Here is a 19,502-nt window from a genome sequence, read left to right on the forward strand (position 1 = left end):
GCTCTGTCCGAAAAGGGCGATCGGACAGACTTATCTACTTAAACATAACAGATTTTAGGTTAAGGAAGAAGTCAGTTGTTACTGGTTATTGGTTATTGGTTATTGGTTATTGGTTATTGGTTATTGGTTATTGGTTATTGGTTATTGGTTATTGGTAAGTTCTAATGCCCCATGCCCCATGCCCTGGGAAGGCCCATGCCCCATGCCCCATGCCCCATGCCCTTTAAGTGTGTTCTTTCAGAATATTTTGTAGGTAACTAGCCACTGCATCTGGCTGTTCCACCATTGCCAAATGGCCGCAATCGGGAAGCTGAAGCACATTTTCGCCACAACCTTGGAACATCCAGTGAAAGCTAGCCAAATGCAGCACGTATTTTGGTTCCATAATTTTGTCTTTAGTGCCGGCAATAAAATACACAGGCTGCTTGAGTCGGGACACTATTTGCGGCAACAGGTGAATCTCGGCTTCTGTGGTGGAGTCCAACAAAGCCCCCAAAGCTGCATCTGGATGGGCTGCCACGAAATCTCTCAAGCGCTGCCGTCCCCACGATCGCCCGATCGAGCGATCGACAGAATCGCGGGCAAACACCAAATCTGCTAGTGGCAAATGAGGCAGCCAGCGGGGACGCATTTTTACTAGCTGTGTGCCGACGGCTCGAAATCGCTCGAATTCTTCCTTTAGATAGATGCCGCCGCCTGCATTAATACAGAGAACACCTTTAATACGATCGCACAATTGGCTGGCTCCCCAAAGAGCGATCGTACCGCCGAGAGAGTGTCCCACCAGCCAAGCACTAGAAATATCCAGTTTTTTGAGTAAAATTTCCAAATCGCGAGCGTAGGCTGCGGGAGTGTAGGAACTTAGCGATTCTCCTCGCTCGCGACTATCATCGCCGTCGGATTGAGAATCGCCAAACCCTCGCAAATCGTAAGTCAGGCACTGATAGCTGGGTGCCAAGCGATCGGTCAGAGGTTGCCAGTAGCGGCGGCTTAACAGCCAGCCGTGGACAAATACCAGAACCGGGGAAGTTGGAGTGGGAGCCGTCAAATCGCAAGCGTGCCGAACCCCTAGGATGTCGATGGTTGCCATAATTTTATCCTATCGCGAAATCAAGACAGAGGGATCGGCAGTTACACTCCGGGCGATCGGCTCAGTTTAACTTTCTCTCGATGAATATCAGGTTTTGAGCAAAAACCCAGTTTCTGAACGCAAGAGAAATGGAAGTCGGAAGTAGAAATCACAAAGAAGTAATAAAATCAAGGGTTTCAGGAATTAAGAACGTCCTTAAGCTCGATCTGATAGCTCCGAAACGTTGTTGTGATAAACCGGCTTTCACCAGCGTCAGGCGCTATTCCTAAAACCGCTCGCCCAACAATCTTTGTCGCACCCCCTCAGCGATTTTCTGCCCCAGATACTCAGGAATCAAACTTTCATTGGGGCCCAACAAGTAGAGAATCAAGCGAGTTCGCCCCCGCCAAACCAATAAATTTGCATTTACCACCAACAAATCCTCTTGCCAGATGGCATACATAACTTTGTAAAAAAGTCCAGGCTGGTTGTCTGCTTCAATCAGCAAAGCCGGCAAGTGGAAAACCGGATCGACGTAAAATTCAGTAGCCACATCCTCCAAACCCGCGTCTAAATTAAATTCCACAGCCAACATCTCTTCCACCTCAAAATGCCCCGCCAAGGCCTCTCGAACCGCCCTACAGACGTTTTCGGCTGTTTTATCTGCCAGTACCTTGCCACCGCGAGATACCACCAATTTGATAAATACCAGCATCGGCGGGTAAATTTGACCGTAGAGACTGAGACTGTGAATCGTCAGCCCGTAGGCAGCCAGCACACCGAAAATGTCGCTCAGTAGGAAAGACTGGTTCCGGTAAGCAAAATGCAGGGCACTTTTGTTACCTTCGGCTCTTATTTCGATGACGGCTTGCCGAGTTTTGTAAAGTTGGTAAGCTAATTTGAGGTTTTGCAGTTGGATTTCGCTGCTGACAAATTGCTCGTAAAACTGTGGAAACGCTCGGTTAAAGCGCTTGAGAAGTTCTAGTGTAGATGGTTTTAAACCCGAAGCCATAATTGAGGGGAAGGTGCGGGAGATATACTAGGTATTGACTGATACATTTACGCGACACTTGCCCGGCTATTACCGGACAAAGTAACGAGAGCACTATCACCCTCATAGGAGATAGAGGCGGTATCCCGCAAAGCTTTCAGTAATATACCAAAAGCGCCATTGTAATCTCGTGGGATTGAACAGCCACATTCAGGACAAGTAAACACTTTAGAACCACCTAGCTTTTGATGTACGTGACCGCAATGGGTACAAGTTTTAGACGTGTATTCTTCAGTGACATCAATCACATTGACATTTCTAACATTTGCCTGATGTTTGATGGTTTGTTTGAATCTGTAATGCGCCCATGTCAACATGGCTCTAGCAGTTTTTGAACGAATCTTTCTTCGTGCTTTGGCGACCATTTGGGAAGACTCAAAAGTCGGAAGAAATATGACTCTATAGTTGCTAGTTAAATAGCAAGCGGTTTGTTTCTGGCATTCGTCTACTAAATTACGAATGCGTATTCTCATACGGTGAGCCGCTTGTCTCATTCGTTTTCGGCGCTGTTTCGTAGCTTGAGACATTCGGCTCATTAGGTTATCTAGGTGTTGACAGAGACGAGCTATTCGCCCCATGTCACCACCTCCAAACTCAAGGAATTTATTGCCATCAAACCCGGTCATAAATGTTCTTACGCCGGGATCTAATGCAATAATTCCTGTTGCGTCCGTAGGCTCTGCGGTAACTGACAGAGGAAACACTGCAAACCAACGACCCTTGCAGTATACCAACTGAGTACCTCGATCGCACTCAGGAATTATCTCAGAAGTATGATAGGTTAATCCTTTGGTTAAGGAAGGATACCAAGTGCCTTTTTTGAAGTTTGAATCGTTAAACTTTATGGTTTGAGAGTAATCTCTGATGCTACGGAACTTGGCGTCTGAACTTGCCTTAAATGCTCGGTGAGCATCAAAAATAGCATTCTGTCTGATATGACAAGGCGTTTCTTTTACCCATTCTGGTAAATCGCCTCGCATAACTTCGTTACGCAACTGCAACTTACTTAAGGGCTTTTTGCGCTGCATTGCTATTGCTTGGTTGAAACAATAACGACAGGCTGCTAGCCATTTACGCCAGACTTTATTTAATTCCTGACTGGGATAAATCCTGAGCTTGTGAGATTTGAGTTTTATACTGTCGCCGTCCGTACAATCTACTACTCGATCGGTGGAGGACTGCAAGCACGTCTTCAAGCATTTTTTGTTCTGGACTAAGGTTTGTTTTACCCGGTACCAGGAGTTTACACCAGTTTTGCTCGCTGTTCCATTGGCATTGGTCAAAGCCTCTTCTTGCCAATCGGTTTTTGTGGGCAACGACAACCATTCGGACATCTCATGAGAAAATTCGTTCCAATAGGGGAAGAAGCTTTTGGATTTTTCACTGGCTTTGTTCCCAACATCGGAGATTTCTTTCGTTGACTCCAAGGATGAATGATGGTGAGAGTGGGACGTACTTGACAATAGTTTTTTCCTCAACTCTTGTTTGATTGTATCAGATTGTCCCGTAATGTCCGGCAAATTTGTTATTTAGTTAGTCCTCCCATGCCTTATGGCAATGGGATTTTCGATTTGACGATTCGACTTAAATTTCGCCCGTCTCCTCACTAAAAACAAAAATCAAATCTGTCTGGGAATATCTAACTAGAATGTCACGGTTGTGCCATTCCATTAGCATTTTCCACCAAGTATATGAGTTCCGACGCGATCGGCGGTACTCAAAAGAAGCAATTCCTAAAATGCCTCTGTCCTGGTTGGGCAACAAATTTTACCTTAACACTGGGTTGTCCTGGCACAGGCTAGGAGAACAGTTCTACCAAACTTGACGAGAAGCAAAAAAGCACAGAGTCAATGTTGGACGACAAATCCCTGTTTTCGGCGTAAGATGAGTGTACCGTAAACTGTTCCTCAAGAGGCTACCCGCAGTTCATCCCACGCCGATCGGAGTGGGTTTATCTATCGGGCTCTCTTTCACGTCGTCCAACTTCTACTACCTTAACCGCGCCTGCATGGGTTTTTGGAAAAACTTATTTAGTAGTTCTGAGTCTGCCTCTGTACCCCAAACAGCGGAATTTGAGGAAGATGTGGCTCTTGGGTTAGGCGATCCGCTTTCCCCAATGTTTCGCAAACCCGCCAGCGGCAACGCTCGCATCTTTTTTAGTTGCGATCGGGACATTGACCTCTACGAACTCGAAGAACTTTGTAATGCAGTGGGTTGGTCCCGCCGTCCCCTGCGTAAAGTCAAAAAAGCTATTGTGCACAGCTTCCTAGTCGTCTCTATGTGGGAGATACGGGGCAGCCAGCGACGGCTGGTCGGTTTCGCCAGAGCGACTTCAGACCATGCTTTTAATGCCACGCTTTGGGATGTGGTAGTTCATCCTGATTACCAGGGTAAAGGCATGGGCAAGGCACTGATGAAATACATCATTAAAAAACTCCGCAGTGAAGACATCAGCAACATTACCTTATTTGCTGACCCTCAGGTGGTGGATTTTTACCGAAATTTGGGCTTTATGTCCGATCCAGAGGGCATTAAAGGTATGTTTTGGTATCCAGATTAGCTCGTCCGGTGGAGGTCAGCATTGATTTGTTGAATAAATCCAATATTCAAGCTGTCAAACACCTCACAAGCCTGTGGGCTGCGGTCAGTTACGCTTTTATGTATCCCCGCAGCTTGTCAAGCCCCACAACCTTAAAAAAACTTCGACGTAGCTGCATCGAAAGCTAAAATTAAAAAAAAGCTTGACAAGCAGGTGGTTTTCTGCGTTAATGGTTAAGAGATAGCCAATACACCGGGATGTAGCGCAGCTTGGTAGCGCGCCTGCTTTGGGAGCAGGATGTCGCAGGTTCAAATCCTGTCATCCCGATCGCACAATTTTAAATAATAGATTCAAGCACAAACTGCGGCTGAGGTTTACATTTGTTGAAAATGCCAACCGATTGAGGTAGTTTTTGCCGATCGTGTCAAGGAGCCAGTCTTTGCGTTAATGTGTTTCAGGATCGCTCGGGAGTGGAAAAACATGAAATCATTAGTTCGTTTAGGCGCAATATTGGGGATTGTGGGCTGCACTCTGCTCGGCCCCTCGCCCATTGCCAAGATGTCTGCACTCGCATTGCCAGTGCCACAAATTGTAGAAAAGTTACGCCCGGTGCCGGTATTTACGATTACAGACGGTCAGGGTGCGTTCTTCATTGCTTCTGTTCCCAAGCAAGGTCAGGGTCAAACTGGTAATGCTTCGGTAGCCAGAATTTTCATCAGCCAGAAAGATGCTCAAGCTTTTGTCGATCAACTGAAAACGGGAAATCCTCAGTTGGCGGCGTCGGCGCGTGTGACACCCGTGTCACTGGGGGAAATTTATCGGTTGGCTCAAGAAAATAAAGGCAAGCCGGATCAGGTGCTGTTTGCTTTTATTCCGGCAGCGCAGCAGGTACAGTCGGCGAAAACTGTACTTCAGCAGACTGGCCAACAAGTTAGCGAGTTAAACGGTGTACCTCTGTTTGTGGCGAGAGGTGGCCCGGAAAATGGTTATTTGACGATTCAACGGGGCGATAAAGAAGAGCTTCCTCTGTTTTTTAATAAGGAGGACTTGCAGGAAATGGTCGAGCGTTTTAAGCAACAGCAGCCGAACGTGACTGCCACAATTAAGATTGAGGTAGTGAACTTGGAGAGGATTTTGGAAGCTTTGGGTACTGAAAATGACCCGTCTTTGAGCCAAATGATTTTGATTCCGTCGCGGGAATCATTAGAATATCTGCGATCGCGCCAACCGGCTGGTGCTGGCCAAAATCCACAGGCTGCTCCATCTCCAGCTCGATCGGCTCCATCTCCAGCTCCAGCTCGACCGGCTCGCTAATAGTCATTAGTCATTAGTCATTGGTCATTGGTCATTAGTCATTGGTCATTGGTCATTAGTCATTGGTCATTGGTCATTGGTCATTAGTCATTGGTCATTAGTCATTAGTTACAGACAAGATATACTCAAAAATTGGTTTCATGTGCTACATAATTAGGTTTTGCGTTCGGGACTAAGTTGGTAGGTTGGATTGTTGCATTTCTCGACTCAACCTACTATTTATCAATTACCAATTACCAATTACCAATTACCAATTACCAATTACCAATTACCAATTACCAATTACCAATTACCAATTACCAATTCCCAATTACCAATTCCCAATTCCCAATTCCCAATTCCCAATTCCCAATTCCCAATTCCCAATTCCCAATTCCCAATTCCCAATTCCCAATTACCAATTCCCCATTCCCCATTCCCCATTCCCCATTCCCCATTCCCAAAAAGTCTTATGTTTGTTTCCGGTTTAGAGCTTTGGCAGTGGGTGAATCAAGCTAAGATTGATGCGATCGCCTCTGAGATTCCCCAAGTAGAACTCGACTGGCTGCTGCAAGAGCTGGCAGGTTTGGATAAGTTGGCTCTGCGTTTGGAGTCGTTTAAAGATTTGCCAAAAGTTCAATTAAAGTTGTCTGTATCAGAACTCGATCGACTTTGGCAGCGACGGTTGCAGGAACGGGTGCCGGTGCAGTATTTAACGGGAGTTGCACATTGGCGGGATTTTTCGCTGAAAGTAACGCCGGCGGTGCTAATTCCTCGTCCTGAAACGGAATTGCTGATCGATTTGGCTGTGGATGCTATGAAAAGCCATTCAGTGAATCCAACATCGGATTGGGTGGATTTGGGAACGGGTAGCGGGGCGATCGCGATCGGCTTGGCTTGTGCGTTGAAAAATACTACGATTCATGCAGTAGATTGCAGTTCGGAAGCTTTGGCAGTTGCTCGACTGAATGCTGAAAATTTAGGCTTTGGATCGCGAATTAATTTTTATCAAGGTTTGTGGTGGCAACCGCTAGAATTTCTCAAGGGTAAAGTTAGTGGCATGGTGTCTAACCCGCCTTACATTCCCAGCAGCACGGTGCTGACTCTGCAACCGGAAGTTTTGAAGCACGAACCTCACCTGGCTTTAGATGGCGGTTTAGACGGGTTAGATTGCATCCGGCATTTGGTAGAAACGGCTCCCGATTATTTAGAATCTGGGGGAGTTTGGTTGGTTGAGATGATGGCGGGACAAGAAACGGCGGTGGCTGATATGCTACAAAGTCACGGGAGTTACGGTGAAGTTCAGATATTTTCGGATTTGGCAGGAATCGATCGCTTTGCTTTAGCCTATCGTCTTTAGATTCCAAAAATATGCTGCAATTCTAAAATAGACTTGCATGGGATTTATTCGCTCTCCGATCTTGAAATTATCTGCGTCGATCTGTGTTGATCTGCTTGACATCTGTGGTTAACTTATCAATCAAAGATTTATGCAAAATCTAAAATCTAAAACCTAAAATCTACAATCTAAAATCGGATGACTCAAGTTTCGATCGCCTCCTTGATTCAAGGGGCAATTTCAGGAGATTATATTGTCAGCTTTCCTACCGATACTGTACCCGCTTTGGCGACGCGGCCCGATCGCGCGGAGTTGATTTTTGCAGCTAAAGGGCGCCGTCAAGACAAACCGCTGATTTTGATGGCTGCATCGGCTGAGGCTTTGTGGCCTTACGTGCAGGGGAGTCCAGCAGAGTTCAATTTGTGGCAGCAAATGGCCGCATCCTATTGGCCTGGGGCGTTAACTTTGGTGCTGCCGGCTTCGCCACTGGTGCCGGCTGCCATGAATGCGATCGATCGCACTACGATCGGAGTACGAGTGCCTAACTTTCCCCTTGCACTCCAGATTTTAGGGCAGACAGGCCCTTTGGCAACTACCAGTGCTAATTTATCAGGCCAAGCGCCTCTAGAGTCGGTGGCAGAAATTGAGGCACAGTTTCCCGAAGTTTTGACATTAGTTGCTACTGAATTAGCAACAGCGCCAACCGCACCGACGGCTTCGAGTTTGCCTTCGACTGTGGCTAAATGGACTGGTGGCGGTTGGGAAATATTGCGACAAGGCGCGATCGAGCTAGAATGCTAAAAGCTAAACTCCTAGGCAAAGTAATATGGCGCCGATCGGCTGGAGCGACTTGATATATTTAGGTATGGGACTCGGACTGGGTTTCGGAAGCAGTTTGATTTGGCGCAGGCAGCAAAAAAGCTCGCAACAGCCAGAACCTGCTCCCTATGTGCCTCCAACTCCTCAAGAAAATGATTTAGAGAAGTTTGATGCCCTTTCCGATCAACTGAAGCAAACTCAATTGGCTTATCAGATGGCATCGGAGATGAGTCTATTTAAGGCGGGCTTTTTGGCTCGAACTTCTCACGAGTTGCGATCGCCCCTGAGCACTATGATTGGTACGCTCCAATTAATTCTGTCGGATTTGTGCGACGATCCTGCTGAGGAGCGAGAGTTTGTCGAACAAGCTCACGTTGCAGCACTCAAGCTGGTGAAATTGATAGATGAAATTATCTCTGTTGCTAAAACTGAACACGGCACTGACACGATGGATATTGAGCCGATTCAGTTAGCTAAGGTTTTTGATGAAATTGATGATTTAACTTACTTACAAGCTGCTAATCGCAGCATTCGTCTGGAGATATTGCCACCCGATCCGGGCATTTATGTATTGGCAGATTTGCCGAGGTTTAGGCAAGTTTTAGTCAATTTGATAGATACTGCTATTGCTCAGATGGAGGAGGGAAGTATTTCTGTTTCTGCACATTCTTCGCCGGAATCTGGATGCGTTCATATTTGGGTGGACGATCAGCGCTCGGTTAGTGCTTGGAGCGAATCTTGGGATTTGCTGAAGCATGATTTGGAGTCGGATGCTACTAAGAGCAGCGATAATTCTCACGTCTCTTCTGGCATGAGGTTGTTGATGAATCAGACACTTTTAACTTTGATGAAGGGAAAGTTGGAAGTTTTGGCTGTGCCTTCTGAGTCGGAAGAGTCCAATTTTAACCGCACTCAATGTTCTATTCCTTTGGCAACTTTGTGATCGAGGAAGTTCGGCAACTGACTTTGTAACTGATTAATATCCATTCCGGCTTTGCCGAAATAATATAGAGGACACGGCAGTGCCGTGTCCCTACCGCGATCGATGGTAGGGAAACGACACTGCCGTGTCCTCCGTTTATATCATTCCGATCCTAACGGATTTGAGATAACTATCGCTCAATTAATTGTAGGAAAACGACTGTCTTGTGGCTGATTGTGGATAATAATTAATAAGTAGTAAGGTGCGCTGCGGCGCACCTACATTTTATAGATTTGGGTGGGACTTTTGTGCTGGTTTAGCAAATAGCAGTTAGCAATTCGCCTTTGCTAATTTCTAATTCGATATTCTCTTCTAAAAGCTGATTTTCAAGTACCATTGTAGTGCTGGCGTTATGCTGAAAACCGATGCGCTCGTAGAAGCTTTGTTTGTAAGTTGTCATCAGGTAAACTCGCTCTACTCGGCACATCCGAGGGTGACTCAAGACAGTTTGCACTAATTTGCGGCCGAGTCCTGCACCTTGGTAATCTGGATGAATGGCGACATCCCAGATGGTGGCTCGATAGATGCCGTCTGAGGTGGCTCTGGCAAAGCCGATCGCCTGCGGGCCATCCCAAACTGTCACAACTGGTTCGCTGTTGGCGATCGCAATTTCCCAATCTTCTATCTTGCGCGCCCTCGCCCAAAAGGCGGCGGCTTTAAATAGTTCTTGGATTTGTACTATGTCAACGCGATCGCGACTTGTGCAAAATTGAATCTGACTGGAATCCCTAGTCGTTGATGTCATGCTCAATGTGCCTGTAAGTTTTATCTAAACTGTGTTACTTTTACTGTCTTGCAGGAGTGAAAGTTAATTTTGCTTGGGAACGATCGATGATTGAATTCCCGATTTACAAAACTATTTTTATTTATACACAAAACGCAACTAATTTCCGTAATTATTAATACTTTTTTGTATAAAGATTAGACGGCGGTTGAAACCGCTTCTAGACAAGTGAAGTCCGCCTCCGCGGACTAAAGAAGATCGCGTAATTTGTACCTCCTTGTCTTCAACCCGCGGAGGCGGGTTTTGTGTGTATAGACGCGGTTTCAACCGCCCAGTATTCCTAAAGAAGATCGCGTAATTTTTACCTCCTTGTCTTCAACCCGCGGAGGCGGGTTTTGTTTGTATAGACGCGGTTTCAACCGCCCGGTATTCCGAGTTCAAAGGTATTCGGGCATCACGAATGTCTCAGTTTTGCAGCCAGCGGGCGGCATCTTTAGCGTGATAAGTCAAAATCAAATCGGTACCAGCACGCTTGAATCCTGTCAAGGTTTCCATCACCACTCTTTCTTCATCAATCCAACCGTTGAGGGCGGCGGCTTTCACCATCGCGTATTCTCCAGAAACGTTGTAAGCAGCAACTGGCAAATTAGTGGCTTCCTTGACGCGCCAGATAATGTCCATGTACGCTAAAGCTGGTTTAACCATTAGCATATCCGCACCTTCAGCAATGTCCAGAGCAATTTCTTTGAGAGCTTCGCGGCCATTTCCTGGATCCATTTGATAGGTGCGCCGATCGCCAAATTGCGGAGCCGAATCCGCCGCATCCCGAAACGGGCCATAATAAGCTGAGGCGTATTTTGCCGCGTAGGACATGATGGGAAGATCTTCAAATCCAGCCGAGTCCAATCCTTCGCGAATTGCTCCCACAAAACCGTCCATCATTCCCGAAGGTGCAATAATATCTGCACCAGCTTGAGCTTGAGCAACGGCTGTTTTTTTCAGCAATTCTAGCGTCGGATCGTTCAAAACTCGGCCGCTTAAATCTCCGACTTCCAAATAGCCACAGTGACCGTGACTCGTATATTCGCACAGACAAGTATCGACCATGACAATTAAATCTGGTACGGCTGCTTTAACTGCTGCCGTCGCTTTTTGGACGATGCCACAATCGTGCCAAGCACCTGTCGCGTCTGTATCTTTGTCTGCGGGAATGCCGAATAAAATAATCGCGGGAATACCGAGATCGTAAACTTCTTTTGCTTCTTCTACGATTTTGTCTACCGATAGCTGGTAAACTCCGGGCATCGATCTGACTTCTTTGGCAAAAGCTTCCCCTGGTACGGCAAATAGGGGGTAAATTAAGTCGCTGGTTGTCAAGATATTTTCGCGTACCATCCGGCGGAGTTGGGGATGGTTGCGGAGGCGGCGGGGGCGGTGAGTTGGAAACATAATGTTTTTTTACGGTAGATTAAAGTCCGGATTTCTGGAATTAGCGACATTTGTTTAAAAGTCTAAAGCTTATTGTTGGTCGATCGCTCTCAAGCTACGTAAAGTTCTGTAAAACTCGTGATGTCCGTGGTTCGCAGTTAGGACTTGAGGCCAATGGCATTAAAAATCATCGCATCAAAAGCTGTAAGGTAACAGCTAAATCTATCGTGGCCTGACAAAGCCAAATATCTCTCTGGGCCAGAACTCGGGCGCCATCTTCTGGTATGGGGGCGTACAGGAAATTTAACGCCAAACTCGTCTTAAATTCAACACAAATCCCGGCAATACGTCTTCACCCGATAACTCGGTTGGATTGGCCAATATTTCTACTTCTGCTTGCTGTCGGTAAATCTCTACGCGCCGATTTTGCGGGTCAATTAACCAGCCCAATCTCGCACCATTGTCAATATATTCTCGCATCTTTGTTTGGAGGGTGGAGGAACGAAGCCTTTTCGTTCTTTTGCAGTTAGTGCTTCCCAGCGAGCTCGACTCACCCAAGAAGCATCGGGAGAACGGGTTGCACCGTTAGGAAGGATGAATCCTCCCGAAGAGTCAAAGCCTTCTCCTAAATCTTCGTGTGTTTCGCACCAGTTGCCGAGTTGCCCGCTGATGCTGAGGTTGCGGCTACTGGATTCGCCTCCTGTGGGTGGATTCACTATTAATTCTCCTTGTGCGGTTCTTTCTAATCTCAAGTCGGGATTTGCGAATACTAAGGCCTCGAATTGGTCGCCGGTGACGGTTAGGGCGATCGAATTCGGCACTTCTAGAGATATGGTTTCTAGTTGAGTAAATGTTTGTACCATAGCAACTTCTCCGTAAATTTAACCCCAAACTCGCCTTAAATTCAACACAAATCCTGGCAATACATCCTCTCCCGACAACTCGGTTGGATTAATTAATATTTCTACTTCTGCTTGTTGTCGGTAAATCTCTACGCGCCGATTTTGCGGGTCAATTAACCAGCCCAATCTCGCACCATTGTCAATATATTCTCGCATCTTTGTTTGGAGGGTGGAGGAACGAAGCCTTTTCGCTGTTTGGGTGTCAAGGCTTCGAGGCGTTCTCGACTCACCCAGGAAGCGTCGGGAGAACGGTTAGCACCGTTAGGAAGGATGAATCCTCCCGAAGAGTCAAAACCCGATCCTAAATCCTCGTTGTCATCGCACCAGCGAGCAAGTTGCCCGGTAATGTTGAAATTCCTTTCGCTGGATTCTCCGCCGGTGGGTGGATTCACTATTAATTCTCCTTCTGTGGTTCTTTCTAATCTTAAGTCGGGATTTGCCAATGCTAGGGCCTCGAATTGCTCGCAACTTACAAGCAGGGCGATCGAATTCGGCACTTCTAGAGATATGGTTTCTGGTTGAGTAAATGTTTGTACCATATTCAATTGCAGCCTTTTTTGGGTAAAAATTGGTAACAAAAAAACTATTGTGTAGGGTGCGTCGCTATGAGCTTTTCAAGCTGATGTGCAAATTATCAATAGCGACGCACCCTACGGTTTCCATAGGTTTGTAGTGAGGACTTCAGTCCGCATCAAAGAGAGGACTGAAGTCCTAACTACGAACCATTTTTTACAACTGACCAAAACCTTTTTTAGGCTTGTTTTTTTTCTTTTTCTTCTGGCCGCCCATTCCCTGCATTCCTTGCATTCCCGGCATTCCCGGCATTCCCGGCAATCCTCCCATTCCTGTAAAGTTACCTTGACTCATTTGCTGCATCATGGTACGCATTTTTTGGAAGTCACTAACGAGTTTTGTTACGTCGTTTTCTGCGTAGCCTGCGCCTTTTCCGATGCGGCGGCGGCGGGATGGAGAACTTGCTAAAAGTTCGGGATTGCGGCGTTCTTCAGTTGTCATGGAATTAATCATGGCTTCGGTGCGTTTTAATTGCACTTCTCCCTGCCGCATTTGTTCATCGGTGAGTTTGTTCATCCCCGGAATCATTTTCATGATGCCGCCTAGGGAACCCATATTTTTTAGTAGTCTGGTTTGCTTGAGAAAGTCGGTAAAGTCAAACTTTGCCGTGAGCATTTTCTCTTGCATTTTTTCGGCATCGGCGATGTCGAATTCTTCTTGAGCTCTTTCGACTAGCGTCAAGACATCGCCCATACCAAGAATTCTCGATGCCATGCGATCGGGATAAAATGGTTGCAATGCTTCCACTTTTTCACCAACGCCGACAAATTTAATTGGCGCGCCGGATATTTGCCGCACTGATAGCGCTGCACCGCCGCGACTGTCGCCGTCTAATTTGGTTAAGATGGCGCCGGTAATGCCGATTTGGTCGTGAAAAGTGCGGGTTAAATTCGCTGCTTCTTGGCCGGTCATGGCATCAACAACTAACAGCGTTTCGTGGGGTTGTACTGTTTGTTTGATGCGAAGCAATTCGGCCATCATGTCTTGGTCGATTTGCAGGCGGCCTGCTGTATCGACGATGATTGTATCGACGCCTAGTTGTTTGCCATGTTCGATGCCTTGGCGGGCAATTTCTACGGGGTCGGTATCTGTACCTAATTCAAATACTGGTACGTCGATTTGTTTGCCGAGAGTCAGCAATTGGTCGATCGCCGCTGGTCGATAAATGTCGGTGGCGACTAGCAGTGCGGTACGATTTTGCTTGCGGAGGTGCAGCGCTAGTTTGGCGGTGGCTGTGGTTTTCCCGGTTCCTTGCAAACCGGCCATCAGGATGACTGTGGGCCCGGAGTCGGCGGTGGCGAGGGGTACGTTGGTTTCCCCCATGACGCGGACGAGTTCGTCGTGGACTATTTTGATGAATTGTTGGTCGGGACGGACGCCTGAGACGACTTCTGCGCCTTGTGCTTTGGCCGCTACTTCTGAAATGAAGTTTTTGACGACTTGGAGGTTGACATCGGCTTCCAGGAGGGCGCGGCGGACTTCTTTGAGCGCGTCTTGGATGTTGCTCTCGGAGATTTTATTTTGTCCGCGCAGTTTTTTCCAGGTGGATTCGAGTCGATCGGCAAGTGCTTCAAACATAGGGCATTGTTGGCTAGTCAGTCTTTTTCATTTTAGGGCTAAACGGGGATGTTTGATACAAGTTTTGGGAAAAGTTAGATTTTTTATTTTTTAACCGCTGATGAACGCGGATTAACGCTGAAACTACTTCAAATTCATGTAGTAGGGTACGTTTGGACAAACCCTACTTTCTGGAATATGATTAAAGTATTTTCGTCGCCTAGCCACAATTTTAATGTCTGTTTATGCCCAAAAAGATTCGAGAACTCAAAAGCTTGCTGCTAAAAGCTGGGTTTACTTATCGTTCGGCAAAAGGCAGCCATACAAGATGGGTTCATCCTTTACTACCTACTGAACCAATTACCATTGCTGGCAATGATGGCGATGATGCGAAACTGTATTTAGAGAGAGAAGTTAATCGAAAACTTGGAATATTGAAAGCAATTGAAGAAGAGGAACCTGAATCATGAAATTACCTTATATAATTGTTATTCAATGGTCGGATGAAGATAACTGCTATCTAGTTCACTTACCTGATTTTCCATCTCAGCAGTTCCACACTCATGGAGATACCTACGAAGCCGCTTTGCAGAATGCAGTAGAGGTATTAGAGCTTTTAGTTGAAGAATATCAGGTAGATGGTAAATCTCTCCCAGAACCTAAAACTTTAGTAGAAAATTTGCTGTTTGCTTGAATATAGATTTGAAGAGATCGCCATTCCCCAAAAATAGGCGATCGCTCTTTTATGTAGAAGGGCGATCGTTGTTATTGATTTTTTTATTTTTTAACCGCTGATGAACGCAGATTAACGCTGATGTGTTTGGATGTTTTACAGTTATAACCTCGCTATCAACTGTTTGCTGTCAACTGTCAACTATCAACTGCCTGCCCTGAGCGTAGCCGAATGGTCAACTGTCAACTGTCAACTGTCAACTGTCAACTGTTTAAGTATTCTGCGATCGCCCGTTGGACTGCAAACAGGGTTCGAGATCCTTTTTGGACTTTTTCGATTAACAACCTCCGTCTCAAGGATTCCACGGCTTTTAGGAATTCTGAAGGGGATAATTCCAGCAGGGCTGGCTTTTTTGAGATTTCGACTGCTTTGTTTTGATTTGCCAACCAGGACATTACTTGTTTTTCGGAGTCGGACAAACGCTGAAAATGTTGGTGCAATAAATATTCTAAGTCTCCTAAAACTAGGCTATCATAGGATAAAAATTCAGAAACTTTGCCGTTGAATAAGTCTTGAATTGCAGCGGCTATTGTATTTAACCACAAGGGATTTCCTTGGTAAAGGTCGATCAATTTTGACCAGTTTTCTGATTCTGCTAAGCCTTTTTCTGTGAAGATTTCTCGCGCTGATTCGCCTAAACCATTGAGTTGCAATGTTTGACAATTTTTCTGGTGGCTTTCTAATGCTGCAATTTCTCTGGGTTTTTCCCAACTGAGCAAAATTATGCAACTGTTGTGACATGATTCTGCTATTTGTTTGAAGAATGCGCCGTAGTTTTCATAGCCTGGTTGATAGTTTCCTGCGAGTTGTTGGCTGCTGAAGATTGTTTGTACGTCATCGAGGACGATGAGACAGCGGTGCGATCGCAAATGGTGGATTACCCCCCCCAGCCCCCCCTTGCTAAGGGGGGGAGAAAGAGACGGAGGCTTAATCTCTTCGGGCACGGAGAGGGCGGGCACGGGGGCACCGCCCCTACAGGATTGGATTATGTCGGTTTGAAGTGATGCGAGGGGTGGCGCGTTGTGGAGGCTTCGCCAGATGATGCAGTCGAATTCGTGTTGAATTTGCGGGATTAGTTGGAGTGTCAGGGCGGTTTTGCCAATACCGGATAAGCCGAGGATGGTGATGAGACGGGTGCGACTTAAAATCCAGTTTTCCAGGGTAGTGAGTTCGGATGTGCGATCGAAAAATGTGGAGATTTCGGGTGCGTCGCCTAAGTCGATGCGGGGCTGTTTTGCTTTTGGTTCGGGGTTTTGGGGTGTTTTGGGCGATCGCACTTTTTCAGGACAAACATTAACCTTATTATTAACTGTTATACTCTCGCCTCTTATATTTTCAACAATTGCTGATTGATAATTATAAACTATACCCTTTTCTAATACAGCCCTAAAATTATTTTTAGTAATATTTTTTTTCAATCCTTTAGAAAGTGTTTTCCAAAGGTCCGATCCGACATTTCTGACATGACTTGGACTTGAGTAAACTTCTTGAGCAATTTGCGTGTAAGTTGCGTCTTCTAATGTTCCCCGCAGAATAGCATCTTGCACATAATCTAAATGCTTTCCCGTCTTAGCAAAAATTAGCTGATCTGCCAGTGTCAAGACTTCTGCAATATCCATAGATTCGGGAAAAGCTGGAGTTTACGCCATTCATTATACCTGACATTTCGTACAATCGTGACATTTTTGATTTTGTCATCTATCTAAAGTCAGGATTTTTCCTACACAGCTCATCCTTTATATTAATTGATTAAGGTGTTGAGAGGATATTTTATATGAAGCGCGATCGGTGGCTCAGCGGTTTGTTTCTCGCTGGGATGTTATGTGTGATGTTAGGGACTTTTGGCGCACAAGTGGCTCAGGCTCAACGCCCCATTCCTTTGGAAGACCTTCAATGTGTTAAGCGATCGGGTAGGTGGGGTGCTGACAAACAAGATATTTCTGTAGGCAGACAAATTTACACTACTGTTTTATATATTGATCCTGATACCACTATGACTTGTCGGCTTCCTGGCGGCCCCGCTACTCTCCGATTCGAGTTTGCGATTCCTGACACATCGAATGCCCCACCAGCACGAATAGATGTTTATGTAGACGGAAATCAAGTAGCTTCTCGGACTGGCGATCGAGGTAAAGTACATACAATGCTAGTAAATGTTAGCAATGGCAAAAGTTTAGCAGTAGAAGTATTTTGTGCGAGGGCCACAAATTGCTATAAATCTTACTGGTTTATGAAAGCTCAACTTGAGCCGGGGGCAAGCTCTCCAGGGAGTAAATAAACTATGAGCATCAGTCGCCGTCAATTTAATCGGATCGTCATCTGGGGTGGCGCTTCTTTTGCTGCTTCCGCAACATCCGGCATCTTTTTCCCTAAACCCGCCGAGGCTTTTTCCCTAGAATTTCCGATTAGTGCCTTATCAGCCGATCGCGTTTTCAACGGTATTCAAAAACATTGTGGAGCACAACCCATCCCCGGCGTTCTCTCACCGATCGTACAAGGCAATAGTAATGTTAGCAATAAAATAGAACCAGCGGCCGCCAACGCCATTCGCACCGCAGACAAACAATTTGTCAACCGTAATTTTACCAGCCAAAGAACCGAATTAGCCGTAACAGGCAGCGGTTCTAATTTTGCATCAGATACCAGTCGGCTGTGGGGGCGGCAAAGACAGGATAGAGTCGGCCCGAATGTGGGCTTTGGCTTCGTCCAAAAGTGGGAAGATCAATATAGCGATGCCAAAATTTCTGGGCCGACAATGTGCGCTATTCATAATGCTCAAAGAGTCTTAGCCGATCAAAGATTAACACCTCCAGAAATCGCCGCTTCTGTCTTACCAACGCGATCGCGATTGGATGATTGGGGCTCTTGGGGAGGGGATGCCGATGCGTCTGCTGGGAGGAATCCCGGTGCTGTTTTTGCTCAATACGATACAGCCGCCGGGACGGTGACATCTCGCTATGATTTAGTTGAACCGGGGCCGAGAGGTTTTGGGCGGGTTGAGTATACTATTGAAGCGGAAAATCAGCCTCGGCGGGTGATTTTGGTGACGGTGAGGTTTTAGGGGAAAAGGTAATACTAGATCCGGGTTAAATATCCCCTATCGCTGTCTAGTATAATAAAATAATCCCGATCGCATACAACCGAATGGAATCTCTACCCAATAACTGGGCGGACATTCAGCCTGACATCGTATATCAAACGCTGGCTGATATGCTAGTATCTTTTAGCAAAAAGCAAATCCGCCTCGGCCAAAGATACGATGGAACCAATAAACATCTCAAAGCTATTCAAAATGGTAGAGTACCGCCCGATGGTAATATGGGTCTTGTTCCTTCGGAACAAGAAGGATACGATCTCAAATCTAAGGTGTTAGGATCGGGTGGAGATTATCGCTATCATGGAAAGTTTATTGAAGGAGTTTTACACTTTCCTGGTGTCAAAACAAGTCATTAACGGAGAATTAAGCTGATGAGTGCAGTAACTTTGACCGATCGCCAAATTTGGGATGAACTTGCTAAACTCTTAGCACCTATTAATATAGATCGCATCGCCACCCAACATTTAGAAGCCTGCAATTACACAATAAGAGGTTACTGGGATAGCAATAACAAATTTTACGAAGAAATTGCTTTAATTCATCCAATCTGTGCGGATCTAATCGGTCGATCGATAGGCACAAATCTCACCAACAACCACCCGAATTCTGACTGGATTAAACTGAAAATTTTACTCAAAGCAGATCTATCTGCTAGCAAAAAGGACTTAGTTAACGATGAGGAAGATGATGAAATTGGCGAACTCACTCTAATTTTAGATACCAATCTCAAAGTTATTGATGAAAACTGGTCGATCGACCTAGAATCTCCTTTTGTTATTGCCAAAATTCAACCAAATTAGCAGCATTCTGCTTAAAGTACGATGATTAGATCGTAACGTTTATTGTCTTTGCAGTTGCCCAATCAAATCTAATGCTTTTTGAGCATCCGCATTCATTCCTTGAGCCTTAAATAAACGAGCCGCTTGCTGCAAATCTGCGATCGCCCCTGGCCTATCTCCCATTCTCACCAACGTAATGCCTCGATTAGCATAAGCCTTAGCATAGCTGGGATTGAGTTGAATTGCTTGAGTGTAATCAGCTAAGGCAGAGCGATCGTTATTGATGCGAAATAGCGCCAATCCTCGGTTAAAATAAGTGTTAGCGCGACCGGGATTAATTTGCAGCGCCTGATTGAAATCGTCGATCGCCCCTTTTTGATCGCCCAAGTCCGAAAGCGCTAATCCTCGGTTGTTGTAAGCCGCGGCAAAGTTTCGATCCAAGCGGATGACTTGAGTATAATCGGCGATCGCCCCCGGTTTATCTCCCAATGCCGACAACACCAGCCCCCGATTGTAGTAGGGAGCATCCCACTTTTTGACTAAGTAGAAACACCTAGCTTGATGTCATTATTTAAATACGCACATCTCAGTCTTAAAATTTGAGGCACATTTTTTTC

Annotated in this window: 20 protein-coding genes, 1 tRNA gene and 4 pseudogenes; 12 read left to right on the forward strand and 13 right to left on the reverse strand. The window is 45.9% G+C overall.

The features are described from left to right. Window positions 1-223: 223 nt before the first annotated feature. From JGK07_RS17605 to JGK07_RS17625, 5 genes and pseudogenes are all read right to left on the reverse strand, one after another. Window positions 224-1,090 (reverse strand): alpha/beta hydrolase, encoded by an 867-nt coding sequence (locus JGK07_RS17605; protein WP_293179967.1) that lies wholly within the window; start codon window positions 1,088-1,090, stop codon window positions 224-226. Window positions 1,091-1,355: 265 nt separating this feature from the next. After that, the gene (locus JGK07_RS17610) at window positions 1,356-2,081 is read right to left on the reverse strand and encodes a hypothetical protein (RefSeq protein ID WP_006631881.1); all 726 of its coding nucleotides are present in this window, start codon (window positions 2,079-2,081) and stop codon (window positions 1,356-1,358) included. Window positions 2,082-2,128: 47 nt separating this feature from the next. Then, window positions 2,129-3,316: a transposase gene (locus JGK07_RS17615; RefSeq protein WP_293179985.1), complete on the reverse strand. Its 1,188-nt coding sequence runs from the start codon at window positions 3,314-3,316 to the stop codon at window positions 2,129-2,131. Beyond that, window positions 3,204-3,584 (reverse strand): annotated as a pseudogene (locus tag JGK07_RS17620) (hypothetical protein). The gene JGK07_RS17615 and the pseudogene JGK07_RS17620 overlap by 113 nt, the downstream one beginning before the upstream one ends. A gap of 120 nt (window positions 3,585-3,704) precedes the next feature. Next, window positions 3,705-3,884, reverse strand: coding sequence for a hypothetical protein (locus JGK07_RS17625; protein WP_293211822.1), 180 nt, complete (start codon window positions 3,882-3,884; stop codon window positions 3,705-3,707). Window positions 3,885-4,128: 244 nt separating this feature from the next. Here JGK07_RS17625 and JGK07_RS17630 point away from each other — a divergent pair, with 244 nt between their 5' ends. The 3 genes from JGK07_RS17630 to JGK07_RS17640 all read left to right on the forward strand — a co-directional run bounded on the left by JGK07_RS17630 (window position 4,129) and on the right by JGK07_RS17640 (window position 5,973). After that, the gene (locus tag JGK07_RS17630) at window positions 4,129-4,680 is read left to right on the forward strand and encodes a GNAT family N-acetyltransferase (protein WP_293152075.1); all 552 of its coding nucleotides are present in this window, start codon (window positions 4,129-4,131) and stop codon (window positions 4,678-4,680) included. Window positions 4,681-4,912: 232 nt separating this feature from the next. Further along, window positions 4,913-4,986: transfer RNA gene (locus tag JGK07_RS17635), tRNA-Pro, on the forward strand. 153 nt (window positions 4,987-5,139) lie between these two features. Further along, window positions 5,140-5,973: a Tic22 family protein gene (locus tag JGK07_RS17640; RefSeq protein WP_293190886.1), complete on the forward strand. Its 834-nt coding sequence runs from the start codon at window positions 5,140-5,142 to the stop codon at window positions 5,971-5,973. A 282-nt stretch (window positions 5,974-6,255) separates the two neighbouring features. Here JGK07_RS17640 and JGK07_RS17645 read toward each other — a convergent pair whose 3' ends face one another. Next, window positions 6,256-6,396, reverse strand: coding sequence for a hypothetical protein (locus tag JGK07_RS17645; protein ID WP_293190884.1), 141 nt, complete (start codon window positions 6,394-6,396; stop codon window positions 6,256-6,258). 28 nt (window positions 6,397-6,424) lie between these two features. Between JGK07_RS17645 and prmC the strand changes: the two genes are divergently transcribed. From prmC to JGK07_RS17660, 3 genes are all read left to right on the forward strand, one after another. Further along, the gene (gene prmC, locus JGK07_RS17650; RefSeq protein WP_293196948.1) at window positions 6,425-7,312 is read left to right on the forward strand and encodes a peptide chain release factor N(5)-glutamine methyltransferase; all 888 of its coding nucleotides are present in this window, start codon (window positions 6,425-6,427) and stop codon (window positions 7,310-7,312) included. 177 nt (window positions 7,313-7,489) lie between these two features. Next, complete coding sequence (locus JGK07_RS17655; RefSeq protein WP_293181748.1) at window positions 7,490-8,092, forward strand: L-threonylcarbamoyladenylate synthase; 603 nt, start codon at window positions 7,490-7,492, stop codon at window positions 8,090-8,092. 25 nt (window positions 8,093-8,117) lie between these two features. Beyond that, the gene (locus tag JGK07_RS17660; protein ID WP_293181746.1) at window positions 8,118-9,053 is read left to right on the forward strand and encodes a HAMP domain-containing sensor histidine kinase; all 936 of its coding nucleotides are present in this window, start codon (window positions 8,118-8,120) and stop codon (window positions 9,051-9,053) included. Window positions 9,054-9,348: 295 nt separating this feature from the next. On the opposite strand, the gene JGK07_RS17665 is transcribed toward JGK07_RS17660, so the two are convergent. The 5 genes and pseudogenes from JGK07_RS17665 to ffh form a co-directional block, all read right to left on the reverse strand. Beyond that, window positions 9,349-9,837, reverse strand: a complete 489-nt coding sequence (locus JGK07_RS17665; RefSeq protein ID WP_293181745.1) for a GNAT family N-acetyltransferase — start codon at window positions 9,835-9,837, stop codon at window positions 9,349-9,351. A gap of 444 nt (window positions 9,838-10,281) precedes the next feature. Next, complete coding sequence (gene hemB, locus JGK07_RS17670; protein ID WP_293181743.1) at window positions 10,282-11,265, reverse strand: porphobilinogen synthase; 984 nt, start codon at window positions 11,263-11,265, stop codon at window positions 10,282-10,284. Between the two features lie 282 nt (window positions 11,266-11,547). Further along, window positions 11,548-12,107, reverse strand: a pseudogene (locus JGK07_RS17675) (Uma2 family endonuclease). A gap of 18 nt (window positions 12,108-12,125) precedes the next feature. Next, window positions 12,126-12,685: pseudogene (locus JGK07_RS17680) on the reverse strand (Uma2 family endonuclease). A gap of 190 nt (window positions 12,686-12,875) precedes the next feature. Then, window positions 12,876-14,297, reverse strand: coding sequence for a signal recognition particle protein (gene ffh, locus JGK07_RS17685; protein ID WP_293241838.1), 1,422 nt, complete (start codon window positions 14,295-14,297; stop codon window positions 12,876-12,878). A gap of 224 nt (window positions 14,298-14,521) precedes the next feature. Between ffh and JGK07_RS17690 the strand changes: the two genes are divergently transcribed. Together JGK07_RS17690 and JGK07_RS17695 are read left to right on the forward strand one after the other, a co-directional pair. After that, on the forward strand, window positions 14,522-14,746 hold the full coding sequence (locus JGK07_RS17690; RefSeq protein ID WP_293181737.1) for a type II toxin-antitoxin system HicA family toxin: 225 nt from the start codon (window positions 14,522-14,524) through the stop codon (window positions 14,744-14,746). Further along, a complete protein-coding gene (locus tag JGK07_RS17695; RefSeq protein ID WP_293181735.1) occupies window positions 14,743-14,970 on the forward strand; it encodes a type II toxin-antitoxin system HicB family antitoxin in 228 nt (75 codons plus the stop codon). Before JGK07_RS17690 ends, JGK07_RS17695 begins: the two co-directional genes overlap by 4 nt. Window positions 14,971-15,212: 242 nt before the next feature. On the opposite strand, the gene JGK07_RS17700 is transcribed toward JGK07_RS17695, so the two are convergent. Continuing rightward, window positions 15,213-16,628 carry an NB-ARC domain-containing protein gene (locus JGK07_RS17700; RefSeq protein WP_293224534.1) on the reverse strand — a complete coding sequence of 472 codons (1,416 nt, stop codon included), beginning with the start codon at window positions 16,626-16,628 and terminating at the stop codon, window positions 15,213-15,215. Window positions 16,629-16,783: 155 nt separating this feature from the next. Here JGK07_RS17700 and JGK07_RS17705 point away from each other — a divergent pair, with 155 nt between their 5' ends. The 4 genes from JGK07_RS17705 (at window position 16,784) to JGK07_RS17720 (ending at window position 18,906) form a co-directional block, all read left to right on the forward strand. Then, window positions 16,784-17,287, forward strand: coding sequence for a hypothetical protein (locus JGK07_RS17705; RefSeq protein ID WP_293190872.1), 504 nt, complete (start codon window positions 16,784-16,786; stop codon window positions 17,285-17,287). A gap of 3 nt (window positions 17,288-17,290) precedes the next feature. After that, window positions 17,291-18,070, forward strand: a complete 780-nt coding sequence (locus tag JGK07_RS17710) for a Tat pathway signal protein (protein WP_293190870.1) — start codon at window positions 17,291-17,293, stop codon at window positions 18,068-18,070. Window positions 18,071-18,153: 83 nt separating this feature from the next. Next, window positions 18,154-18,462 (forward strand): hypothetical protein, encoded by a 309-nt coding sequence (locus tag JGK07_RS17715; RefSeq protein WP_293181727.1) that lies wholly within the window; start codon window positions 18,154-18,156, stop codon window positions 18,460-18,462. A gap of 15 nt (window positions 18,463-18,477) precedes the next feature. Next, a complete protein-coding gene (locus JGK07_RS17720) occupies window positions 18,478-18,906 on the forward strand; it encodes a hypothetical protein (RefSeq protein WP_293181725.1) in 429 nt (142 codons plus the stop codon). A gap of 39 nt (window positions 18,907-18,945) precedes the next feature. Here JGK07_RS17720 and JGK07_RS17725 read toward each other — a convergent pair. Next, window positions 18,946-19,392, reverse strand: a pseudogene (locus tag JGK07_RS17725) (tetratricopeptide repeat protein); the annotation flags it as partial. Between the last annotated feature and the right edge of the window lie 110 nt (window positions 19,393-19,502).

The sequence above is a fragment of the Microcoleus sp. PH2017_24_DOB_U_A genome (assembly GCF_020738205.1).
In the GTDB taxonomy this organism is placed as follows: domain Bacteria; phylum Cyanobacteriota; class Cyanobacteriia; order Cyanobacteriales; family Microcoleaceae; genus Microcoleus.